The organism is Flavobacterium sharifuzzamanii, from assembly GCF_003254585.1.
GTDB lineage: Bacteria > Bacteroidota > Bacteroidia > Flavobacteriales > Flavobacteriaceae > Flavobacterium > Flavobacterium sharifuzzamanii.
The window spans coordinates 276,554-299,561 of record NZ_QJGZ01000042.1 but is presented as its reverse complement, the minus strand read 5'-3'; the positions used below and the strand labels follow the sequence as shown (position 1 = coordinate 299,561).

The window sequence follows — 23,008 nt, the reverse complement described above, 5'->3', positions numbered from 1 at the left end:
TTTAAGTCTAATTTATTTTTACAAGAAATAGATTATGTATTTTCAGTGAATTTTTTCAATAAACCAATTAATAATTTCCTCTCCAATTTTATCGTTTAAATTATTTTCACCTGTTCTGAAGATAGAAATTTTGCATAAACCACATTTATGTTTTGAATCGTCTCCCTCAAATTTTTTAAATCCTTTAAATTCCGTCTTATTTGAGGGATAAAGTAACATTGCTTTTGTAGATTCCCAATAATCATTATAGACATACATTTGACGTAAATCATGTGTAGATGGTTTGCTATAATCTAAGTTTTTCCACTTTGTATCAATTATAAATTTTTCATTGTCTTTTTTAATTACAATATCTGGACGAATTGTAATCCCATTCCAAAGTACTTTTGAATCCTGGCCAAGAATGGTTAGATCCTTAGAGGCGTGTTTGAGTCTAGTTAGAATATATTCCTCCCAAAGAGTATTCATATCAAATAATAAGGCGAGCATACGTTCAGATCCACGGGAAACACTTGGGGCATAATTCAAAATAATTAACCTTGCTATTGCTAAAGCAGTTTCATACGGAGCTGTTTTTCTTGATTTAGGAATCTTAGTAAAAGTAGATTCATTGGCTTTAATGGTTTTTACTTCTGGAAAATCCAATTGCACTGTTTTACATTTACTGTATAAATAATTTCCTTTAGAACATTCTTCCACAATGCACAATGCTTGTGAAAGTATTTGATGAACCAAATGATCCTTGCCATATACTTGATGTGTGGTGTAAAATCGTTCTTTATGAACAAGGTTTTTACTTATATGTCCCGAAAATTCCAGTTTCCCTTTTAAGGCTTTTACATTATTGATTTCCTTGTAATATTGTTTAATTAAACCTTGATGAATTAATAATTGTACTTCATTTAAAAACCACTCGAAATAAATATCGAGCAGATGAATGTTTTGTTTGCTTACGTTTGCTTCGCCTACTTTTTGTACCTTAAGCTTCTTAGTAACTCGAAGCATTTCAATTAAAACATTTTGCCAAACATTTTCATCTTCGCTGTTATTGTCAATTTTGGGTAAAATTTCAATTGTAAGACCATCAACCTGAACAACTCCAACAAAATGCTTGAATTTTAATCCTTTGTGAATTACAGTAAAGTATTTGCTATCATGTAATTCATTTAGTTTTACTAATGAATTAAAATGTTTTTCCTTAAAAGGTACATTTTTATATGCCCTTCCGTAATGGAGAGTACTGTGTTCAAAAACTTGTATTCTTAAAGTTTTATTAATCATTTTTATTCAAAAGTAATACTATGGCTTCTTCAATATTTTCAATATAGTTGATTAATTCAAACTGTTTTGTTATTTCTGGTTGCCCTAAGCCATCAATAAAAGCAAATCGAATATTTTTATTTTCTTTTATCTTCACAAATCCTTCTCCTAAAATCAATGCTATTTTTTCGTAATCATGATAAAAATACTCTTGTAGTAATGGAATGATACAATTTTGAAAAACTGATGTTAATTCTTCCGTATCATTACTATTGACTTTTAAAAAATAAGAGTGACCAATAGTATGATCTCGATCAAGTAATATTTCAATCCTCTGATTAATAGTCTCTAAAACTTCAGCTAAAGTGAAATCACTAAATAAGATTTCCTCCAATAGTTCAGGTTCAGGCATTATTTCTGTAAATGAAAAACGTCGTCGTAATGCGGTATCTAACGCTTCTATGCTTCTGTCTGCGGTATTCATCGTTCCAATTATATAAACATTGGACGGAACTCCAAATTTTTCTTTACTGTATGGCAAAGTTACCTCTATGGCTTCCTCTTTTCCTAAACGTTTGTCATCTTCAATCAAGGTAATTAGTTCTCCAAAGATTTGAGAAACATTACCACGATTAATTTCATCAATGATTATTATGTGGGGTTTTACATTTTTTTGTCTAATTTCTTCTTTACTCAGTAAATCAAATTGTTCTTTAATCTCTTCGTAAGATAAATCGTCATAATCATAATGTAGTGTTTCAATTACTCCTTTGTTTGCTGTAACAAACTCATAGAATTTTTTATAAACGGCAAAAAGCTCGCAATGAATATGACCTATCAGCGGATGCAGTTCTGTTTTTAGATTTTTAATTTTGGAAGGGTCAATTTCTTCTAATAATACCTTTTTTAGCTTCTCTTTGCTAACTGTAAAAACATTAACCCCTTCAGCTTCTTTTTTGTTGTTACTCCAAACATATTTAACTTGAATTGAAGTTTTACTTGCCTCCACAAGCATAATTTCAACACCGGTTTTTGTTGTAAACGTTCCTTCTTTTTTTCCTTCTAAAGGCTTTATACTTTCTACAAAATCATTATAAAGGGTATCAAAACTGTTTGTTTCTACACTTACATCGTCTTTTCTAATGTATTCAACCAATGCTTTTTTTACCAAAGATTTAAAGACACCATCTTCTACAGCGTAAGTAACTTTTTCATTTTTTGTATGTGGCTTTATTCCTTCTATAAAATCTTCATAGGACATACTTTGGTGAAAAGTAGTAAAAACGATTTGTTCATTTTTAATATAACTTTCAAATCTTTCTTTTAATTCTTTTCTTCTCCTAGAATCTAAGTTTTCATGGTTTGAAGGATCAAGAATAAATAATGCTTCATTGATTGTACTATAAGTCTTTCCTGTTCCAGGTGGACCATATAAAATTTGATTTAAATACATTTTCACATTGTTATTTTTGGTTGCATTATCTTCTGAATTTTGATTGTTTTCAAAATATTGATTCAAGAACTTAATATAGTTTTTGTTGCCTAAAATTGCCCTTGGTCGATCATTACTTTTCTCTTTACTATATTTTGCGAAACTTAAAGACTTATTGTAGATATTAGATTTAATTACCTCTATTTGCCTTTTATAATTTTTAATTTCTATAACAAATAGCTCAGCATTGAAATCATTTTTATAAACTTCTTCATATTGATTTATTTCTGTTTTTAAGCGATCTAAATTTGAACTGAATTGTTGAGAGAAATAGTTAGTTGCTTTACCATCGTTTTCTACAAACCATTTAATAAACTTTTCCTTTACATTTATTTTGTTCATTTCAGTTTTTATTTTACGAATTGTATCTCCCAAATTTTCTTCAAAATAAAGAAGTGCATCCTCAATTTTATTTAAAAGATCAGGATCATCATAAGAAAAGCTGTCTTTATAGCTAATACTGATACCTGGCCGATGTTTGTCATTTCGATAAGTATTATTTGGTAAAATATCTTTTAGCTTATCAAAATAGTTTTTTTTGAATTTATCTTCAAAATGAATTTCGACTGATACTTTTTTTATTTCGTTTTTAACATTATCCCCTCTTTCTATTATTTCATAATGACAATTATAGTCACCAATTACATTTACAGCATCAGAAATCCATACCCATTTAGCTTTAGGTTTATGTTCACTGATTGTAAAATCTCGAGTTATTGAAGTACTATTTTTTAGATGATTCTTTAATGGAATTATAAGGCTAATAAAATTCGTGATAGAAGCTAATTTATTTTTTGACTTAGTTATTATCTTGAATCCTTCGTTTTCTAATAATTGAAAAGCTGGCGTATCGAGGCCTCCTGCAAAAGTATTCGGGTCGAGTTCTGTTCCGGTTGCAAAACGATTGGCTATACTAATTATTAGTTTTGGAGGATAAAACTTATTCTCGTAGATTAAATCATATGTGCTTGATTGCCTGCTTGTAGGGATGCCATTTTGATCAATTTCCTTAATTGCAGATAGTATATGTTCTTTTGTGATTTTGTTCATATTTAAATTATTAAGAGCTTTACAAAAAACATATAAACATTTATCCTCTTTTTTATAGCTCTAAGATGAGCTATTATTTAAAACTCATTTTTTTAATTAATTCTCGTAAAATATTTTCCGACGTTTTATTTAAAAGGGCAATTCATTAATAATCCCCTCATATTGTTTGTTATTCAGTGGTTTATAATTATTTTTAATGTATGCATGTACAAATTTTTTCATAAACTCTATTTTTTGTTGAATGTCTGCTCCGAAATTCTGCTCAGTTACATTTAAGTTATTAATAAACGAATTGAAATTATCCCATCCTTCATGATAAAATTTTTCAAGTATAGATATATCATTCGGATTTTTAATAACTAATTCTTGAGTTTTTGGATTAGAAAAAATTTGTGAAAGTGTAAAATTTGGTTCATAACCAATAAATTCACCAATCGTTTCATCCATTTTTTCTCTAACAGATTCAAAAAGTACCGAAGTAAAGTAATCTTTGAAACGATGGGTAATATCTAGCTTTAATAATTTATTAAGATCCTTATCTCTAATTATTTTTTTATCCGCGACAATTTTTTCTACAAATAAATTATAAATTGTTGTTATAATATCAGGGCTCTGCTTTTTTTCAATCAGGTCTTTTATCTTTTCATAAAATATATGTTTTATATCAGATGTTAAAAATTCATTGTTTTCAAATTGCTTAATTTTTTCGTCATAATCGGAATTACTTTCCTTGCGTTTGAAATTCATATTAATTTCACTCAAAAGCTTATCTAAATACCCAATAGGTTCATTTTTTAATATTTTTAAAAGTTCAAATAAAAATGTGTTTTTATCTTTTAAATAGAACCTATGAAATCCTAAACGCAAAATATCAATTATTTTTTGATCATCAATTGAGGTTCCATATTGTACTAAGATATTCAAAGTTCTTAATGAGTCTAAATATTGATCTTTAGATTGTGGCTCATTATTAAAAATAAATTGTTTCAATTCGTTTGAAATTTGAAATTTTGAATCTGTTGATCTATTGATGTCTTTCGCTATTTTTATTAATGATGAAGTTGAAAATTTATGTTGTAAATCAGATAATGAAATTTTTCCACCAGCAATATTATTTCTTATATAAACTTCAGTGTAGTATATTTTAGAAATTGAGTTTTGATTGTTCTGATAAAAAGACACAGGTTTAGTTCCAAATAATCGGCATAAGACAGAATTTATTATCTCAATATCGTCTGTATTATAATTTGTTAATATTGCACTTATTCTTTTTTGTGCTTCAGCGTCATAAACGTAGACATTATTAGTAGATGAATTTTCAAAATGCAAATTATTATTAACTTCATCTAAAGTACTCTTGGTTAATAATCTATTTATATGAGGAAAGAGGACATTATTTAAATCTCGAAAACGATAATTCAAAAGTTTTAGTAGTATATATTCTTTTCCAACTACATCAAATTCACTATCTAAAAAATCCGAATTGAATTTAAATTCATTAAAAAATCTTTTAACATCACGATATGTCTTTAAAAAATCTTGATATCTTAAATCTCGAACCGTACAGATAGATTGTGTCTGTAATAAATTACCGAGATTTATATCGCTTAAAGAAATACTTTCAAAGCTAAAAAGCTCTTTAAAAGATTTGTTAAAGCCTACTTCATCAGATTCTTTTTGGCTGTGAGGAAATGAAATTTCAACTAATCTAATTAATTCATCTATTATTAACTGTTCATCAAAAGGTAATAAATTGATTTCGACATTGAAAATCTTATCCAAATAATTATTTTTTGGACTTTCAATAGTTTCTACAATATATTTTCTATCATAACCAGCAATGAATATCACATTGTTAAAATCTGATAATGTCCTAATTAATTTTAATGTATCCATTATTTCAGGTTTTTCTAATCGATCTAAGTCATCTAAAAGAATAATTACCTGTCTATCTATTTTTTTTATATTATCATTTATTCCAGTGTAAAATTTTTCCAATGTCGAATTTTCATTAAGAACTGTTCTTCCTGAACTAATAATTTTATGTAAATCCGTGTCTGATAGCTTTAATATAGAATCAACATAATTATTAATATCTCCAGATATTTCAGAAGAGAAAGGTTTAAGATTATTTTTAAGCTCCTCAAAGAAATTTTCAATTATCGCAACTGATCCCTTGTTTTTCCATATCCTGTTCCAAAAAATAATGGCATTAATGTTTTTTCTCTGGTATTCATTTTTAAATCTGTGTAAAAAGCTACTCTTTCCGTAACCCCAAACTGCATTGATTCCAATGCTAAAGGCTGAATCTGGTTTGAAATTAGTGACAACATCGATTAGTTTCTGTAGTATCTTTTCATTATCAATTTCCCCATCTATATAAATTCCATCTTCTATAAAGTATGATTTATTTTTAGTTTTTTGTAATATGAAATTATATTTTAACTCAACTATGATTAGATTTAAAATATGGAATAGACAAATAATTATGATTATATCTGCATATCTAAGTGATTCATAAATTTTAGAAAAAAAAATCAAATTACAGAATAAGAAGCGAAATAGGAGGTACAATGAAGTTATATAGAATAAAAAAAAAGTTATTTGTTTATTTTGAATAAATCTATTATTTAGAGAATAAGTATAACCTGTCATTAACAATCCTATACTCAAGAAATACCCCAGCTGAAATGATAGTGAATTGCTATCAACAACTTCTCCAATTTTAATAATTAGGTTGCTAATAGGTTCAATAAAAAAAAGGGAAAGTGCTATTGATGTAATAAATATTACTATAAAATTTGTATTAATTCTAATTATTCTCACGATTTAAATTTGTATTATTTTAGCTCTAATTACGAGTTGCTTTACTGTTTAATCAATTACGTTAAATATATTACAAATATTGAAATTTAATTTTATCCATTTTTACGGAAAAACGTAATTCTAGGCTTTCATAGGTGTTATCAAAAATATGAATTAAGTTTTATAAAGAATTAAGTGAAAATAACTGTTTGAATATAGAAACTAAATACAAATTATTTTTTTAATCATCATTTCATAATCTTCAATTTAAAATGAATTTTGATATTTAAGGAAATAATTTTTTAATAAGACGGTTATGAAATCGAAATCCACAAAATCTTCAAAAGAGACAGAAGAAAAAATAAGGAAGAAAGAGAAACAAGAAGCTGCATTCGTTGATTGGTGTGTCAGGGTTATTATGGGTAAGACAATGAAGGAAATCAATGAAAATAATAAGGAAAATATAAATGACAAAATTTGATTCAAACTAATCAAACATGTTTTGCATAAAAAAGTATGTATAATCGAACACTTTTGTAAGTTGTTGTTGTTTAATCATTTAGGGTGTTCGATTCCCGTCGACTTTTTATTTCAATTCAAAATATTTTACTTAATTTAAAGTTAATATTTACTAAAATATTGAGAATAGTTATGTTTTGTTAGGTGATTTAGGTATGTTTTTTGAGATATTAATAAAAAAGGAAGGTGTTCGACACCTTCCTTTTAGTGGAGTCGCCGGGAATCGAACCCGGGTCCAAACAAGCAACTAAAGAGCTTTCTACACGCTTATTTCCTGATTAGATTTTCGATGTTGAGCTAGGCCAGAAACAACCACCCAACACTTATCTTCTTAATTTTCGAAATCCACCCGAAGCTCATGGAAATCTAGGTTTATTTTTACGGTTCCCCTGAACGGAACGCCACAAACCAAGGCTTTCCAGGAGAATCCAGCTTCTCTACCTTGTAGAGACGTGGCGCAATCGTACTATGATTCGGATTATGCAGCTAAAGCGTAATTATTTTCGCCGTGTAAAAGTTTGAGATCTTATATTTACGAGCAAGGTCTCAATGCTCGACGTGCTTACTGTTCAATTCGACTTGCTGTCAAAACCAGTCGACCCCAAAAAATAAGTCTGCAAATTTAGAGTATTTGAAATTACTTTCAGCTAAAAATTTAAAAAAAAGTCATAAAGTCCAAAGTAGAAAGTCCAAAGTCAGCATTGGCAAATGTTTTTAAGACTTTACGACTTTTGACTTTCGGCTTTACGACAATATTTTTACTCTTCATCTTTAAAATTAAAAGGGTAATCTCCAAAAATAGGAGCTAGTTTACGAACCGCATAAGTATTTCTCGTCATCTTATTAGATAGTGCAATAATCGTAACTCCTTCTTTCATTAAAGTAATGTAAGATGAGGTATTTCCGTGCCACCAACCGTTATGGAAATAGAAATTCTGTCCTGTTTCCCAATTAATCATTCTAATTCCAAGACCATAATTTTTAGTTCCTTTGCGTTCGTTACTGTAACCTGTATAAACTTGTTTCAATAATTCAGGTTTTAGGAAATCTGGTGACTGTCTTGCACGATCAAATTTTAAAAGATCTCTTGCTGTAGAAAATACGTTTTTATCGCCATAGACATTGTCCAAATAATCAAAACCGATTTCTACACCGTTACCTTTATAAGAAGGAACAATTTTCTTTCTGTCTTTATCATCATCAAAAACATACGTATTGGTCATTCCAAGTGGTTTGAAAATCATTTGAGACATTGCCTCTTTATAGCTTAAACCTGTTATTTTTTCAATAATCAGAGCCAACATTGCATAATTGGTATTGCAATAACTAAAACGAGTTCCAGTTCTAGATTCTAATCCAATATCTTTTGTTGCCAGAATATCTAAAATATCTTTATTAGTCAATTGATTATGTCTGTCCCAGATCGATTTATCGCGATCTGTAAAATAAGCGTAATTGCGCATTCCTGTACGATGATCCAATAACATTCTGATGGTACATTCTTCGTATGGGAAAGTTTTTAAAATAGTATTTACTTTCTGATCTAGGTCAATTTTTCCTGCATTTACCAATTTTAAAACCGCTGTAGCAGTTAGCACTTTGCTCACAGAAGCAATTTGTACAGGCGTGTCAGAAGTTATTTTTGTTCCTTCATTTTTATTGGCAAAACCGTTATATCTTTCAAATAAAATCTGTCCATTTTTGGCTACTAAAAAGCTTCCATTCATGGTATTGTTTGGCCAGTTTTTGTTGTAAAAGTGATTTATTCTGCCAACAACCGAGTTTTTATAAGCCTGTGAAACTTTCGGTTCAGCTCCTAACGGCTTCATTTTCGGTAAAGTATCTTCGACTGTCTGAGTTGTATCTGTTGCTGTTGTTTTGTTTTGACCACAAGAACTTAAAACAAGTATTGAAAAAAGTAATTGTGGTATCTTTGTCTTTTTAAGGAAAATCATTTGCATCGTTCTTTAAAAACAAATATATCGAATTCAATTTTGTTGTATTCTTGGTTCTGTGGCTCTAATTTGTGTTTTTTAACATATTTTTAAGAAAAGTAAATTTTAGTCAATTGTTTTTCAGCTTTTAACGGTTTTTAAGCATTCCAAATAGAATTTTTAAAACAAAATTTTAACTAAATTTGTTATATTTGAAACAAATATGTTTTAAAAAGTTATATTATTAAATGCTAAAAAACCACATTAAATGAAATTTGGAATTATAAAAGAGAGAAAAAACCCACCTGATAGAAGAGTAGTTTTTTCTCCAAATGAATTGACAAGATTAAAGCAACTTTATCACGATGCTTCTGTAAAAGTTGAAAGTTCTGATATTAGAATATTTTCTGACGATGATTATAAAAATATGGGAATTACCGTCGCTAATGATGTATCTGACTGTGATGTTTTATTTGGTGTAAAAGAAGTTCCTGTAGACGATTTAATTCCAAATAAAGCTTATTTCTTTTTCTCTCATACAATTAAAAAACAGCCTCATAACAGAAAACTGCTTCAGGCGATCTTAGAAAAAAATATCGATTTGTACGATCATGAAACAATTGTAAACGAACATGATCACCGTTTGATTGGTTTCGGAAAATATGCGGGAATGGTTGGTGTTTATAACGGAATTCGTGCATTCGGAATTAAATTCGAATTGTTTAAACTTCCAAAAGCAGAATCACTTTCAGGAAAAGAAGATTTGATAAAGCACTTAAAACGCATTACAATGCCTGCTTTAAAATTTGTGGTTACTGGAACAGGAAAGGTTGGGAGTGGAGCAAAAGAAATTTTGGATGCTATAAAAGTGAAAGAAATTACGATTGATAATTATTTGACTAAAAAATATGCGCAAGCGGTTTACGTTCAGTTGGATGTTTTAGAATATAACAAAAGAAAAGACGGTCAGGTTTTAGATTTTATAGATTTTGTGAATCATCCAGAAGAGTATGAATCTGATTTTGAAAGGTTCACAAAGGTTTCGGATATTTATTTCGCAGGGCATTTTCATGCCAATAATGCTCCAATGATTTTAACCAAAGAAATGCTGAACGCTAGTGACTGTAAATTGAAAGTGGTGGCAGATATTTCTTGTGATGTTAATGGACCGATTGCTTGTACAATACGTTCGTCGACAATCGAAGAGCCTTTATATGGGTATTTTCCTTTAGAAGATCGTGAAGTCGATTTCTTCCATCCTGCTGCTGTTGCTGTAATGGCAGTAGATAATTTACCTTGTGAAATTCCAAAAGATGCCAGCGAAGGTTTTGGTGAACAGTTTATGGAGCATGTAATTCCAGCTTTCTTCAACGGAGATAAAGACGGAATTCTAAAACGCGCCAAAATCACAGAAAATGGAAAACTGACGGAAAGATTTAGTTATTTGCAGGATTATGTAGACGGTAAATGAGTTATGAATTATGAGTTATGAATTTTTACTCTATCGTAAATAATAAAAAGGAGAAATGTAAATATTTCTCCTTTTTATTTCATAGACAAAGTTGGCTAACTTTTAATTCATAACTCATAACTCCTAACTCCTAACTCATAATTTAAAATTAAACCATATCCTCAGGTTTTACCCAAGCATCAAAATCTTCTGGAGTTACATAACCTAAACGAACAGCTTCTTCTTTTAAAGTAGTTCCATTTTTATGAGCGGTTTGGGCGATTTCTGCTGCTTTATAATACCCAATTTTAGTATTTAAAGCTGTAACAAGCATTAACGAATTGTCTACTAATTCTTTGATGCGTTTATGATTTGGTTCGATTCCTTGCGCGCAATGTTCATCAAAAGAAACACAAGCATCACCAAGTAATTGTGCCGATTGTAAAAAGTTAGCTGCCATTACAGGTTTGAAAACATTCAATTCATAATGTCCTTGCATACCACCAACGGCAATTGCCATATCGTTTCCGATAACTTGAGCACAAACCATGGTTAAAGCTTCACATTGTGTTGGGTTTACTTTTCCAGGCATAATAGAAGAACCAGGCTCGTTTTCAGGAATATGAATTTCACCAATTCCAGATCGTGGTCCTGATGCAAGCATTCTAACATCATTGGCAATTTTGTTTAAAGAAACGGCTAATTGTTTTAAAGCTCCGTGTGTTTCAACAATTGCATCGTGTGCTGCAAGCGCTTCAAATTTGTTTTCTGCTGTTATAAAAGGATGGTTTGTGAATTTGGCAATATATTCTGCGACTTTTACATCGTAACCTTTTGGCGTGTTTAATCCAGTTCCGACAGCGGTTCCTCCAAGAGCAATTTCAGATAAATGAGCTAAAGTGTTTTTTAAAGCTTTTAATCCGAAGGCTAATTGAGCGGCGTAACCAGAAATTTCTTGTCCAAGCGTTAAGGGTGTTGCATCCATTAAGTGTGTACGACCGATTTTTACAACATCTTTATATTCTGCTGCTTTTTTGGCTAAAGTCGCATGAAGTTTTTCTACTCCAGGAATAGTAGTTTCTACTACCATTTTGTAAGCAGCAATGTGCATTCCAGTTGGGAAAGTATCATTTGATGATTGTGATTTGTTTACATCATCATTGGCTTTTATGAATTGTTCGCCTTCGCCAATTTCAAAACCTTTAAGAACTTGAGCACGGTTGGCAATTACTTCGTTTACATTCATATTGCTTTGTGTTCCAGAGCCTGTTTGCCATATTACTAATGGAAACTGATCGTCTAGCTTTCCTTCAAGGATTTCGTCGCAAACTGTTGCAATTGCGTCTCTTTTTTCGATTGGTAAAACGCCTAAATCAAAATTGGCATAAGCAGCTGCTTTTTTTAAGTAAGCAAAACCTTCAATGATTTCTTTTGGCATAGATGCCGCAGGTCCGATTTTGAAATTGTTTCTGGAACGTTCTGTTTGTGCACCCCAATATTTATCTGCTGGGACTTGAACTTCGCCCATGGTGTCTTTTTCTATTCTATATTTCATTATGTTATTTGTAAAATGTTATCTGTAAAATGTGAGTTGTTGAATTTAGGTTGCAATCTTTGAGATTAAAAGGAACACGGATAATGCTGATTTACTTCGTAAAAACGCGGATTAGAACGGATTTTTTATATTGGTGTTTTTTCAAATTTCTTTTGAATATGAATTCTAGCCCCGATAGGAGTGGAAATCCTTTTATGTTTTTTCTTTAAAAACATAAAAGATTGTAGCGGATAGCGGGAAATAGCTCCTTAAAATACTCATATTCTTCGAATTTAGACAGTTGAATAATATTCGGAAAAAAGTCCTTATTTAAAATGAGTATAAATATACGGATAAATGTTATTTAACGAAAATTGATTTAGATTTTATTGCTGAGAAAAAATATATACCCTACATTTGTCGTAACATTCAAAAATTCCGGAAAACATGTTTGAATTTTCACAGTACTTAGGCTTTTTACTTTTCTTAACCATACTTACTATAGGGTTTTGGTTAATGTTTTTCTTAGTTGGTTTCGTATCTTACTGGGTTACGGGTGCTAGCTGGGAAATGATCAAAGAGAAAAGAGCCAGAAAAAGACAAGAAGAACAATCTATTTAATTTTAGATTGATGTCATAAGAAAAGAACCCAAAAGGGTTCTTTTTTTTTGTTCCAAAAAAAAAGGAAATCCCAATATAAAAAATTCCAAATTCCAATTTGATGAGCTTATTTAAACCCGACAGGTTTTTAAAACCTGTCGGGTTTCGTTATAAATAAAAAAATCCAAATTCCAACTTTAAATTGGAATTTGGATTTTAAATTTTAGAAGTTATCCAATTAGATTGGAATTTGGAGTTTCAATATTAGAATTTAAAAAATTATCCAGGAAAATCTCCACCGCCGTCTCCACCGCCATCATTTCTTGGCTGTGCGTTTTTATCTCTTTCGCTTTTTGGTTTGTTGAAACGGTAAGTGAATGATAAATTGAACTGACGTTTACGGAATTGGAATTCGCTATACGAAGTCACTCCATCTAAATAAGTATAAGATCTCATTTTTCTTGAATTGAAAACGTCGCTAATGTTGAAAGCAATTGTCGCTTTATCTTTCATGACATCTTTGCTTAAAGCAGTATTCATTCCGAATTGACCTAAATTTTTACCTTGAGCCGTTTTTTGCTCTCCGTTGTACATTGCTGTCAATTGCCAGTCAATTTTATATGGTAAAGTGACTTTAGAGTTTACTCTTGCAAACCAAGATGTAGCCTGATTGTCTAAATTTTGAACTATAGTATTTCCTTGCGTATCTACGTAACTGTGCTCTCCGGTAGTTTTTACATTAAAGAAATTGAAGTTACTGTTTAATTTCCACCATTTGTATGGAGTGTAATTAAATGTAAATTCGAAACCAAATTTTTGTTCTTTTCCTAAGTTAATAGGCTGACTTTTGATTACTGGAGTACCGTCAACTACCTCACCTGGTGCAGGCGTTACCACTTCACCATCAGCAGTTACATAATCGCCGGTAGGAGATCTTACAAAGCTGAAAACGTCTTTTGTGTCTTCAAAATAAGCAGATGTATTGAAGGTTACTTTATCCCATTTTTTGATGTAGCCAATATCATATTTATCTGTTAAAGAAGGATCTAAATCTGGATTTCCTTGAAAAATATTAATATTACTCGCATAATTTACAGCAGGGTTCATGAAACGTCCTCTTGGTCTAGATAAACGTTTGCTATAACTTGCTGAGAAGTTGCTTTGATCTGAGATTTCGTAACTAATAAAAGCACTTGGAAACAAGTTGTTGTATTTTTTAGTATTGAAATTACTGTTGTCTAGTAAGTTTACATGAATATCTGTGTCTTCCCATCTTAGGCCAAATAAATAAGAGAATTTATTTGCTTTGAAGCCATATTGAGTGTAAAGTGCGTTGATATTTTCTTTGTATTCTAATGTGTTTGATAAATTAGGATCCTTTACGGGAACATTATTTTCGATAGTGCTTACATAATATTCGTTATTCAAATCTCCAAAACTTCCTTTGTAACCAGCTTCAAACTGCCCGCCTTTGCCTAGTGGAAGAACGTAATCTGCTTGAAATAATACTTGCTTTTGTACCTGATCATTTAGCGTATTATTGAAATTTGGTGAAGCTGTAATGGTACTATAGCTGTCATCTGTATTTCTTGAAATAGAAAGATCTGCAGTAAGTTTATGTCCTTTATCGTTGAAATTTTTAATCAAGTTCGAAGTATACTCAAAGTTTTCACTTCCAGTATCTGCGTCATTTAAACGATAAGATGTTCCAGTGTAATTATGTGCAGCATCGTAGTTGTAATAATTGATCAAATCTCTGTCATCACCAGTGTTTTTTTGGTAATTGATGGCATTTGTCCAAAATGTAGAAGGAGTCAGTGTCCATTCAACACCAGCTCGTCCGTTAAATCCGTTTCTGACACGTTTTGTATCACGGTTTTCGTCTAAATAGCTTTTTGTTACTTCGTTTTGATCAAAATATTCTGAGTTTGTTTTACCAGCTCCTTCAGTAGTTCTATAGTTGTAACCAGCAGTTGTGAAATAGTTTAACTTTTCAGTTTTATAGTTTAAGTTGGCACTTGCGCCATACGTTTCTGGTAAACCAGTCGAGGCAATAAAAGTTCCGTTAAAACCTTGATTTTTACCTTTTTTAAGAATGATGTTGATAATTCCAGATCCACCTTCTGCATCATAACGTGCTGATGGATTAGTGATTACTTCTACTTTATCAATAGCATCAGCTGGAAGCTGTCTCAAAGCTTCTGCAACATTAATCGCCTGTGAAGGTCTTCCGTCAATTAAAATACGAATGTTATCGCTTCCTCTTAAGCTTACGTTTCCTTCAGTATCAACAGAAACAGAAGGAACGTTGTCTAAAACATCGCTAACACTTCCGCCTTTTACAATCATGTCTTGACCAACATTGTAAACTTTTTTGTCAAGTTTAATTTCTACAGTCGATTTTTCAGCGCGAACTACAACTTCGTTCAATTGTGCAGCATCTTCAGATAGGTTTACAACACCTAAATTGGTGTCATCCTGAATGCTTTTTTGTTTGATTTCAGTAGATTTAAATGAAATAAACTCCACTTTTATATCGTAAGTTCCGGGTGCAACCGCAACTTCAAATTCTCCTTTCGGGTTTGTGATACCACCGGCAACAACTTTTGTGTCATTTGGTTTGGTAAGCGAAATTGTAGCGTATTCTAATGGTTGCTTGCTTACTTTCTCGAAAACTTTTCCGGTGACTTTTACTTTGGGTCTGCCTCCCGGACCTTGTTGAGAGTAATTGTAAAAACTTGTAAACAAGAATACAAGTAATACAGCAAATTTGATTTTTTTCATTTTCTGGTTTTCTTTTTCTCTTTAGACGCCAAATGTAGTTTTTGGTTTAAAGAGAAAAATCACAAAAAAATGTTAATAGGGTATTTTAGAATCAATCTAAAAAAGAAGCAACAAGTTCTGGATCTCGACCAATAATAGCTTTTCCATCTTTTACAACAATTGGACGCTCGATTAAAATAGGATTTTCTACCATAGCATTGATAATCTCATCGTCACTTAAAGTTTTGCCTTTGAAATTTTCGATCCAGATTTTTTCTTTTGTCCTAATTAGCTGGATTGGTTCAAGATTTAGTTGACCCAATAATGTTTTTAACTGGTCAAAAGATGGAGTTTCAGTTAAGTAAGGTATGATTTCAAAATCCTGATTTGATTTTTCAATAAAAGCAAGGCAATTTCTTGATTTTCCGCATCTCGGATTGTGGTAAATTTGTATCATTTTGTTATATTTAAACGTTTAATATTCGTACAATAAAAAAGGAGGTATTTTAGCAATATCAAAAGTAAGACTAACTTATCGAATTTGAATTCTCATTTTTTAAAATTTTAATTTTATGTTTTTAGAACAAGGGATTAAACCCGAAAACAAATTTTGGAAATATCTTTTAGGGTCAGTCTTTATTATTTCAGCATCTTTTATAGGGCAAATTCCAATTACTGCAGCCGTATTTTGTAAAACATTTATAGATCATACAGCTTTTCCAACTACAAACGATGGCGTTATGAAAATGTTTGAGTCTAATACCACTCTTTTTCTAATAATGATTTCATTTGTTTTTGCTTTTGCAGGAATTTATTTTGTGGTCAAATATATTCACCATCAAACTCTTTTGTCGGTGACAACATCAAGATCTAAAGTAGATTGGAAAAGAATCTGGTTTTCTTTCTTTTTATGGTCATTTTTCTCAGTGCTCAGTTTTTTGTTTGTATATTTAAGATCTCCTGAGCAATTTGTATTTCAGTTTAAATTAGTCCCTTTTTTGATATTGGCAGTTTTAGGATGTGTTTTAATTCCGATTCAAACTTCTACTGAAGAATATGTTTTTAGAGGATATCTAATGCAAGGGTTTGCCAATTTAGCTCAGAATAGATGGTTTCCGCTTTTAATGACTTCTCTTATATTCGGCTCTATGCACTGGGCCAATCCAGAGGTTGAAAAAATGGGAAGTATTATCATGATTTATTATATAGGAACTGGATTGTTTTTAGGAGTTATCACTTTGATGGATGAAGGAATGGAATTGGCACTCGGATTTCATGCCGCAAACAATCTTGTTGGAGCATTATTAGTTACTTCAGATTGGACCGTTTTTCAGACGAATTCTATATTTAAAGATCTTTCAGAACCTTCGGCAGGAATTGATGTAATTCTGCCAGTTGTTGTTATTTATCCAATTCTGCTTTTTATTTTTAGTAAAAAATATGGTTGGACAAATTGGAAAGAAAAACTAACAGGAAAAATTAGTAAAATCGAATTAAATGCTTAAGAATATGCAAAACTTAACTCAAAATAACGTTCACAATTATTTCAAATTAAATGGATACCATTTAAATGCAAAAGACTTGTGCCGTGTTGCTTATAGTTACATAAAAGAAGGTGATGCTTACGAACAGTCAATTGGAGAATTCTTTTTGGATTGGTTTGATAAAAAAGACTATATCGAAATGACGACTTCTGGAACAACAGGACTTCCAAAACTAGTTAAGTTAAAGAAGCAAGCCATGATTCAGTCAGCTTTAGCAACAGGCGATTTTTTTGATCTGGAACCAGGAGATAAAGCTTTATTGTGTCTGCCGACGCAATTTATTGCAGGGAAAATGATGTTGGTGAGAAGTTTAATTTTAGGATTAGAATTAGATGTGGTTTCACCAAGTTTGCATCCATTGCAATTCAATACAACGACATACGATTTTGTGGCAATGGTGCCGCTACAAGTTCAAAATTCTATTGCTGGACTTTCAAAAGTACGTAAGTTAATTATAGGAGGAGCTAAATTAGATTCTGCTTTAGAAGAAAAGCTTTTGCCGCTTAAAACAGAAATTTACGAAACATACGGAATGACAGAAACGATTACGCATATCGCGGCAAAGCGTTTGGGAGATTCTGTTTTCTCAATTCTTCCAAACGTAAAAATATCTCAAGACGATCGTCAGTGTTTGGTTATTAAAGTAGCTTCTATTTCTGATGAGCCAATTGTAACCAATGATTTGGTAGAATTAGTCAATGAGCAGCAATTTAAGTTTTTAGGTCGAATTGACAACGTAATCAATAGTGGAGGAGTGAAGCTGATTCCAGAACAGATTGAGGCTAAACTTATTGGAAAGATAGCTAACAGATTTTTTGTTACAGGACTTCCAGATACTACTTTAGGAGAAAAATTAGTTTTGGTTGTAGAAGGGGAAAAACAAGAATTTGCTCCTGATTTCTTTGACGTTTTAGGGAAGTATGAAAAACCAAAAGAAATAGTTTTCGTTTCAAAATTCAAAGAAAACGAAAATGGAAAGCTGTTGCGAAAACCTACTTTGCAAGATTAGATTCCAAGTTTTCGCAATTTTGTCATTTCGAAGTAAGGAGAAATCTTCGTTAGAAACTCCACAAAGATTTGCCTATTGGAGCGGAGCTACTTGCGAAGATTTCTCCTTACGTCGAAATGACAAAGCTATGGCATTAGAAAAAATAAAAAATTCCAAATTCCAAGTTTTAAGATTGGAATTTGGAATTTTAATATTGAGTATTCCGAAATAAATCGGAATTTGGAATTTATTTTTTGCGTTCCAGTAAAGCCATATAAAATCCATCAAAACCAGATTCTGAAGCTAACATTTTACGATCTTCAATAAAAGTAAATTGTTGTCCGATTTCTGTTTTTAAAAACTTTTCTACTTGTTCTTGGTTTTCTGATGGAAGAACTGAACAAGTTGCATAAACTAATTTTCCGCCTGGTTTTACAATTTTAGAATAGCTTTCCAAAACTTCACTCTGAACTTTACGGATGTTATCAATAAACTCAGGCTGTAATTTCCATTTAGAATCAGGGTTTCTTTTCAAAACTCCTAATCCGCTACAAGGTGCATCAATTAAAACACGGTCTGCTTTTTCGTGTAATTTTTTGATCACTTTTGTGCTGTCGATAATGCGGTATTCAATATTAAAAGCGCCATTTCTTTTGGCTCTTAATTTCAATTGCTTCAATTTACTTTCGTACAAGTCCATTGCAATCAATTGCCCTTTATTTTCCATTAAAGAAGCCATATGCAATGTTTTTCCACCTGCACCAGCGCACGTATCTACAACACGCATTCCAGGTTTTACATCCAAAAATCCAGCAACTAATTGCGAGTTGGCATCTTGAACTTCAAATAAACCTTGTTTGAAAGCTTCTGTCAAGAATACATTTGCTCTTTCTTTTAAAACAAGAGCTTCTGGCTGGTCTTTTAAATATTCAGTTTCAATATTTAAATCCATTAAAGTATTGCGAAGACTTTCTTTAGTACCTTTTAAAGTATTGGTTCTCAAGATAACTTTTGCAGGTTGATTTTGTGCCGCAATTTCTTTTGCCCAAACTTTTTCTCCAAGTTCTTTTACGCCCAATTCATCCATCCAATCTGGAATAGATTCTTTAATGGCTCTAGTTTTAGATAATTCGTCAAAACGCCCTTTTATTTTTCTTTCCGGAGTTCCTTCCAATTGTCTCCAATCTGGAATTGGATAACCGCGTAAAACAGCCCAAACCGCAAACATTCTCCATAGATTGTCTCTGTCATAAGGTTCTTTTACTTCGGCAATTTCTGCGTATAATCGTTTCCAGCGAACAATTTCGTATATCGTTTCAGCAACAAACTTCCTGTCAGAACTTCCCCAACGTTTGTCTTTTTTTAATGCTCTTGCTACCACTTTATCAGCATATTCTCCTTCGTTGAAAATTGCATTTAAAGAGTCAATGGTAGTATAAACTAAATTTCTGTGTAATCTCATTTCTATATTTTGAGTTGCAAAGGTACTATTAATTGATTGAAAGTTAAATTTTTAATACTGAATCTTACTTTAGACTTTCACTAAATGAAAAAAACACTCTAATTTAGAGTGTTTTTTGAAATTATTGTTAAGCTTTTTATTCTTTTGAAATAATTCGCGTTAATCCAATATTTTCTGGAGCATGAAGCACCATCGGGAATTTTTCTATCTTAACAGAGCTGCTGTCCAAGCCAAAAGCTCTTTCTTCAGACAAACTCAGTTTTTTGATGAAGAAATAAGAATTCATGATAATGTTTTCATGCCATCTTAAATCGTTGTCATTTGATAAGAATTTCTCAGACAATACAAATTTGAAGTCTCCAATAATATTATTTTTGTTTAAAGATTCGTAACGGCTCGTAATATCTACTTCGCCACGTTTTACCATGTCTTTGATAACTTCTCTAAACATCAAATTGATTTTGGTTGGTTCTCTAAAACCTAAGTTGAAATCAATTCTATAAATATCGTCTTTAGCAATTTCGGTTACTTTATATTGCGTTTTATAAGGTTCTGTCAAAATATTAACGTGAACAAACCAATAAATATCTGCTCTTTTTGGGCGTTTTTGAAGAATAGAATAAATGATTTTTTCCTCCAGTTCATCCACGCGATTTGCATTAGTCATATAAACCAAATGCGTAGCATATTTCGGAATAGATAAATCTTGGCTCAACTCTACAAGAACTTGTTTGTAATCGTCAACCTTAACGACTTTAGTGTAGTTTTTGTTGATTTTCTTAGCCAAATACCAGATTGTCATTACAGAAATCAATAAACTAGCAATGATTAAAGTTACATAACCACCTTCTGCAAATTTGGTAATATTAGCGAAAAGGAAACTGAACTCAATCAATAAATAAATGGTAATCAACGGTACCATGAAGTACAGTTTTACACGTTTCATGATTAAGTAATAATTCAATAATATGGTAGTCATGATCATACACAAAATGATAGCAAGACCATATGCGTGTTCCATGTTTCCTGATTTTTCGAAATGTAAAACGATTCCAACACAACCAAAAAACAATAACCAGTTGATTGACGGAATGTATAATTGACCTTTTACTTCAGTAGGATATTTGATTTTTACTTTTGGCCAGAAGTTCAAACGCATCGCTTCATTAATTAAAGTGAACGAGCCAGAAATAAGTGCCTGAGACGCAATTACTGCAGCAAGAGTTGCAACTACAATTCCGAATGGTAAAAACCAATGTGGCATAATTAAGTAAAACGGATTTCCGTTTTCGCCTCCTAATTGCTGTAATGTGCTTCCTTCATGGTGAATTAAATAAGCTGCTTGTCCGAAATAATTTAGAACTAAAGTCGTTTTTACAAACATCCAGCTAATTCTGATGTTTTTTCTACCACAGTGTCCCATGTCAGAATACAAAGCCTCAGCTCCAGTTGTACATAAGAATACAAAACCAAGAACAAAGAAACCATCAGGATGTATCGATAATAAATGATAAGCGTAGTACGGATTGATTGCTTTAATTACTTCCGGATAATTCAATACCTGAATTGTTCCTAAAGTTCCCAACATAGCAAACCAGATTAACATCATTGGGGCAAAGAATTTACCAACCAATTTAGTTCCGAACTGCTGAATAGTGAATAGAACGAATAGAATTGTAATTACAATATACACAATAGTTTGTGTCTGCATCGTTGGATAGAATGCTCTAATTCCTTCTACAGCAGAAGAAATCGAAATTGGCGGGGTTATAATTCCGTCGGCGAGCAGGGCGCTACCTCCAATAATCGCGGGTACTATGAGCCATTGAATTTTTGTTTTCTTGACTAATGCATATAATGCAAAAATTCCTCCTTCGCCGTGGTTGTCTGCACTTAATGTGATAAGTACATATTTAATTGTAGTTTGTAATGTTAAGGTCCAAAAAACACAAGAAATACCACCTAAAACAATATCGGCATTTATCGTGTGATCGCCCAAAATAGCCTTCATTACGTACAATGGAGAAGTTCCTATATCTCCATAAATAATCCCTAAAGTAATCAATAAACCCCCAATAGACAACTTACTATGTAAGTTTTTATGCGATGCGCTCATGTATAGTTTTATAAAAAGACGGTTGCAAATTTACTGTTTTAAAACAAATTAGCGGCAATTATAATTAAAAAGATAAAAAAAAGCACAATCGTAAAATTGTGCTTTCTTTTTTGAGTATTATTTATTTTGAAAATTAGCCTCTTCTGCCATTTCCTCTAGAGCTTGAGCCATTGTCTCTTTGGCTCTGTCCGCCTCTAGACTCTTGGTTTCCTCTAGAAGATTCTTGGCTCATACGTGGAGATTCTGAACGTTGGCTTTGCTGTGGTCTAGCAGAGTAATCTCTGTTTGAATTGCTAGACTGGTTTTCAGAATAACTTCTTGTACTTCTTTCAGCTCTTGGAGCAGACACTTCACGATTAGAATAATCTCTTGAAGTGCTAGAAGTATTTCCGTTTCCATAATCTGTTCTCTGAGTATTTTGTACTCTTGCGCTATTTTCAGTTCTTTGAGAATTATAGCCATTATTTGAATAGCCACCACGATTTGTGCTTCTTTCTGTGCTTACATTTTCAGAACTTCTGCCTGTAGGGTTATAGCTTCTATTGCTATTGTTGCCGCTATTGCTGCTTCTGTCAACAGTTGATCTATTTGTCGCATTTCTGTTTTCTGCATATGTTCTGTTAGAAATTCCGTTGTCAGATGTTGTTCTTCCTGTATAATTTCTGTTTGTGTTGTAAGTATTTCGGCTAGTTTCTCTGTTTGCTACACGTCTTTGGTCTAGTTCATATCTATTAGATGTGTTTGCATGTCTTTCAGCAAAGCTGTAGTTTGGACGCATTCTTTCGTAACCGTAAGTACGTCTAGTTTCATAAATTGCAGGAGCTCTATAGCTTCTTCTCGTATTGACATAATTGTATGTGTTGTGTACATTGATGCAAACATTGATATTATTTCTGTATCTATAAACTGGGTAAGGTCTCCAAGCGCTGTAATATGTTGGATAGTAACCCCAATACCAAGTTGAATAATAAGGTCTGTAATTTGTCACCCAAAATGAAGTATAAATTACAGGAACAACACTATAAACAGGTTCATAAATGTAATTTGCTCCATATAAATAAGAGTTTCCAACAATTTGAACACTTACTTTGTTGTAATTATCTCTTTCTACATCAATAGTAGCAACGTCTTGGTAAACATCGCGATCTAGAACTGCTTGGATAATAACAACGTGAGTTCTGTTTTCAACACTTTCGATTACACGAAGATAATCCACTTCGTCATCACCGTTAAGGTCAAGATTTGATATTTGATATTTTGGATCATTTAAACGTCTTTCAAAATCTTGAAGGTTAGCTGATTCTCCAAACATCGAAGCAACAGCTCTTAAATCTAAGTTATCGCTTATATCTGAGTTTTTTGCATAAACAGTAGTTTGACTTTGTGCAGAGCAAGAAGCAAGAACTAAGGCTGATATTGCTATTAAAAGTAAATTCGCTTTCATGGCTAATTTGTATTAAATTATTTTGTGTTATGAGATATCCAATTACT

15 protein-coding genes and 1 other RNA gene are annotated in these 23,008 nt (G+C 31.6%); 5 read left to right on the top strand and 11 right to left on the bottom strand.

Annotated features, from left to right (window positions below):
- Nucleotides 1–42: 42 nt before the first annotated feature.
- The 3 genes from DMA14_RS21035 to DMA14_RS21025 all read right to left on the bottom strand — a co-directional run bounded on the left by DMA14_RS21035 (nucleotide 43) and on the right by DMA14_RS21025 (nucleotide 6,628).
- On the bottom strand, nucleotides 43–1,281 hold the full coding sequence (locus DMA14_RS21035; RefSeq protein ID WP_111426455.1) for an McrC family protein: 1,239 nt from the start codon (nucleotides 1,279–1,281) through the stop codon (nucleotides 43–45).
- Entirely contained in the window at nucleotides 1,274–3,802 is a 2,529-nt protein-coding gene (locus DMA14_RS22945) for an McrB family protein (RefSeq protein WP_203418350.1), read from the bottom strand. The genes DMA14_RS21035 and DMA14_RS22945 overlap by 8 nt, the downstream gene beginning before the upstream one ends.
- A gap of 129 nt (nucleotides 3,803–3,931) precedes the next feature.
- A complete protein-coding gene (locus DMA14_RS21025) occupies nucleotides 3,932–6,628 on the bottom strand; it encodes a KAP family P-loop NTPase fold protein (RefSeq protein ID WP_157957746.1) in 2,697 nt (898 codons plus the stop codon).
- A gap of 295 nt (nucleotides 6,629–6,923) precedes the next feature.
- Between DMA14_RS21025 and DMA14_RS22800 the strand changes: the two genes are divergently transcribed.
- On the top strand, nucleotides 6,924–7,088 hold the full coding sequence (locus tag DMA14_RS22800; protein WP_157957745.1) for a hypothetical protein: 165 nt from the start codon (nucleotides 6,924–6,926) through the stop codon (nucleotides 7,086–7,088).
- A gap of 243 nt (nucleotides 7,089–7,331) precedes the next feature.
- Here the strand turns inward: DMA14_RS22800 and ssrA are convergent.
- Together ssrA and DMA14_RS21015 are read right to left on the bottom strand one after the other, a co-directional pair.
- Nucleotides 7,332–7,729, bottom strand: a transfer-messenger RNA (tmRNA) gene (gene ssrA / locus DMA14_RS21020).
- A gap of 155 nt (nucleotides 7,730–7,884) precedes the next feature.
- Nucleotides 7,885–9,087 carry a serine hydrolase domain-containing protein gene (locus DMA14_RS21015; RefSeq protein WP_111426453.1) on the bottom strand — a complete coding sequence of 401 codons (1,203 nt, stop codon included), beginning with the start codon at nucleotides 9,085–9,087 and terminating at the stop codon, nucleotides 7,885–7,887.
- Nucleotides 9,088–9,328: 241 nt separating this feature from the next.
- Between DMA14_RS21015 and DMA14_RS21010 the strand changes: the two genes are divergently transcribed.
- Complete coding sequence (locus DMA14_RS21010) at nucleotides 9,329–10,531, top strand: NAD(P)-dependent oxidoreductase (protein ID WP_111426452.1); 1,203 nt, start codon at nucleotides 9,329–9,331, stop codon at nucleotides 10,529–10,531.
- A gap of 148 nt (nucleotides 10,532–10,679) precedes the next feature.
- Here DMA14_RS21010 and fumC read toward each other — a convergent pair whose 3' ends face one another.
- A complete protein-coding gene (fumC, locus tag DMA14_RS21005) occupies nucleotides 10,680–12,065 on the bottom strand; it encodes a class II fumarate hydratase (RefSeq protein ID WP_111426451.1) in 1,386 nt (461 codons plus the stop codon).
- Between the two features lie 426 nt (nucleotides 12,066–12,491).
- On the opposite strand from fumC, the gene DMA14_RS22940 reads away from it, so the two are divergent.
- On the top strand, nucleotides 12,492–12,665 hold the full coding sequence (locus tag DMA14_RS22940; RefSeq protein WP_111288649.1) for a hypothetical protein: 174 nt from the start codon (nucleotides 12,492–12,494) through the stop codon (nucleotides 12,663–12,665).
- 258 nt (nucleotides 12,666–12,923) lie between these two features.
- On the opposite strand, the gene DMA14_RS20995 is transcribed toward DMA14_RS22940, so the two are convergent.
- Nucleotides 12,924–15,428 carry an outer membrane beta-barrel family protein gene (locus DMA14_RS20995; RefSeq protein WP_111426450.1) on the bottom strand — a complete coding sequence of 835 codons (2,505 nt, stop codon included), beginning with the start codon at nucleotides 15,426–15,428 and terminating at the stop codon, nucleotides 12,924–12,926.
- A gap of 91 nt (nucleotides 15,429–15,519) precedes the next feature.
- Nucleotides 15,520–15,864, bottom strand: a complete 345-nt coding sequence (gene arsC / locus DMA14_RS20990; protein ID WP_111426449.1) for an arsenate reductase (glutaredoxin) — start codon at nucleotides 15,862–15,864, stop codon at nucleotides 15,520–15,522.
- A gap of 115 nt (nucleotides 15,865–15,979) precedes the next feature.
- Between arsC and DMA14_RS20985 the strand changes: the two genes are divergently transcribed.
- Nucleotides 15,980–16,912, top strand: coding sequence for a CPBP family intramembrane glutamic endopeptidase (locus DMA14_RS20985; protein WP_111426448.1), 933 nt, complete (start codon nucleotides 15,980–15,982; stop codon nucleotides 16,910–16,912).
- A gap of 4 nt (nucleotides 16,913–16,916) precedes the next feature.
- Nucleotides 16,917–17,960, top strand: a complete 1,044-nt coding sequence (locus DMA14_RS20980) for an AMP-binding protein (RefSeq protein WP_111426751.1) — start codon at nucleotides 16,917–16,919, stop codon at nucleotides 17,958–17,960.
- 226 nt (nucleotides 17,961–18,186) lie between these two features.
- Here the strand turns inward: DMA14_RS20980 and DMA14_RS20970 are convergent, their stop codons facing one another.
- The 3 genes from DMA14_RS20970 to DMA14_RS20960 form a co-directional block, all read right to left on the bottom strand.
- Entirely contained in the window at nucleotides 18,187–19,401 is a 1,215-nt protein-coding gene (locus DMA14_RS20970) for an RsmB/NOP family class I SAM-dependent RNA methyltransferase (RefSeq protein WP_111426446.1), read from the bottom strand.
- A gap of 136 nt (nucleotides 19,402–19,537) precedes the next feature.
- Nucleotides 19,538–21,517 carry a KUP/HAK/KT family potassium transporter gene (locus DMA14_RS20965; RefSeq protein WP_111379013.1) on the bottom strand — a complete coding sequence of 660 codons (1,980 nt, stop codon included), beginning with the start codon at nucleotides 21,515–21,517 and terminating at the stop codon, nucleotides 19,538–19,540.
- 133 nt (nucleotides 21,518–21,650) lie between these two features.
- The gene (locus DMA14_RS20960; RefSeq protein ID WP_111426445.1) at nucleotides 21,651–22,961 is read right to left on the bottom strand and encodes a hypothetical protein; all 1,311 of its coding nucleotides are present in this window, start codon (nucleotides 22,959–22,961) and stop codon (nucleotides 21,651–21,653) included.
- Nucleotides 22,962–23,008: the final 47 nt, after the last annotated feature.

Bases quoted from the DNA above. Each gene is read 5' to 3' on its own strand.
- DMA14_RS21035 (WP_111426455.1), bottom strand. From the start codon at position 1,281: ATGATTAATAAAACTTTAAGAATACAAGTTTTTGAACACAGTACTCTC.
- DMA14_RS22945 (WP_203418350.1), bottom strand. From the start codon at position 3,802: ATGAACAAAATCACAAAAGAACATATACTATCTGCAATTAAGGAAATT.
- DMA14_RS22800 (WP_157957745.1), top strand. From the start codon at position 6,924: ATGAAATCGAAATCCACAAAATCTTCAAAAGAGACAGAAGAAAAAATA.
- DMA14_RS21015 (WP_111426453.1), bottom strand. From the start codon at position 9,087: ATGCAAATGATTTTCCTTAAAAAGACAAAGATACCACAATTACTTTTT.
- DMA14_RS21010 (WP_111426452.1), top strand. From the start codon at position 9,329: ATGAAATTTGGAATTATAAAAGAGAGAAAAAACCCACCTGATAGAAGA.
- fumC (WP_111426451.1), bottom strand. From the start codon at position 12,065: ATGAAATATAGAATAGAAAAAGACACCATGGGCGAAGTTCAAGTCCCA.
- DMA14_RS22940 (WP_111288649.1), top strand. From the start codon at position 12,492: ATGTTTGAATTTTCACAGTACTTAGGCTTTTTACTTTTCTTAACCATA.
- DMA14_RS20995 (WP_111426450.1), bottom strand. From the start codon at position 15,428: ATGAAAAAAATCAAATTTGCTGTATTACTTGTATTCTTGTTTACAAGT.
- arsC (WP_111426449.1), bottom strand. From the start codon at position 15,864: ATGATACAAATTTACCACAATCCGAGATGCGGAAAATCAAGAAATTGC.
- DMA14_RS20985 (WP_111426448.1), top strand. From the start codon at position 15,980: ATGTTTTTAGAACAAGGGATTAAACCCGAAAACAAATTTTGGAAATAT.
- DMA14_RS20980 (WP_111426751.1), top strand. From the start codon at position 16,917: ATGCAAAACTTAACTCAAAATAACGTTCACAATTATTTCAAATTAAAT.
- DMA14_RS20970 (WP_111426446.1), bottom strand. From the start codon at position 19,401: ATGAGATTACACAGAAATTTAGTTTATACTACCATTGACTCTTTAAAT.
- DMA14_RS20965 (WP_111379013.1), bottom strand. From the start codon at position 21,517: ATGAGCGCATCGCATAAAAACTTACATAGTAAGTTGTCTATTGGGGGT.
- DMA14_RS20960 (WP_111426445.1), bottom strand. From the start codon at position 22,961: ATGAAAGCGAATTTACTTTTAATAGCAATATCAGCCTTAGTTCTTGCT.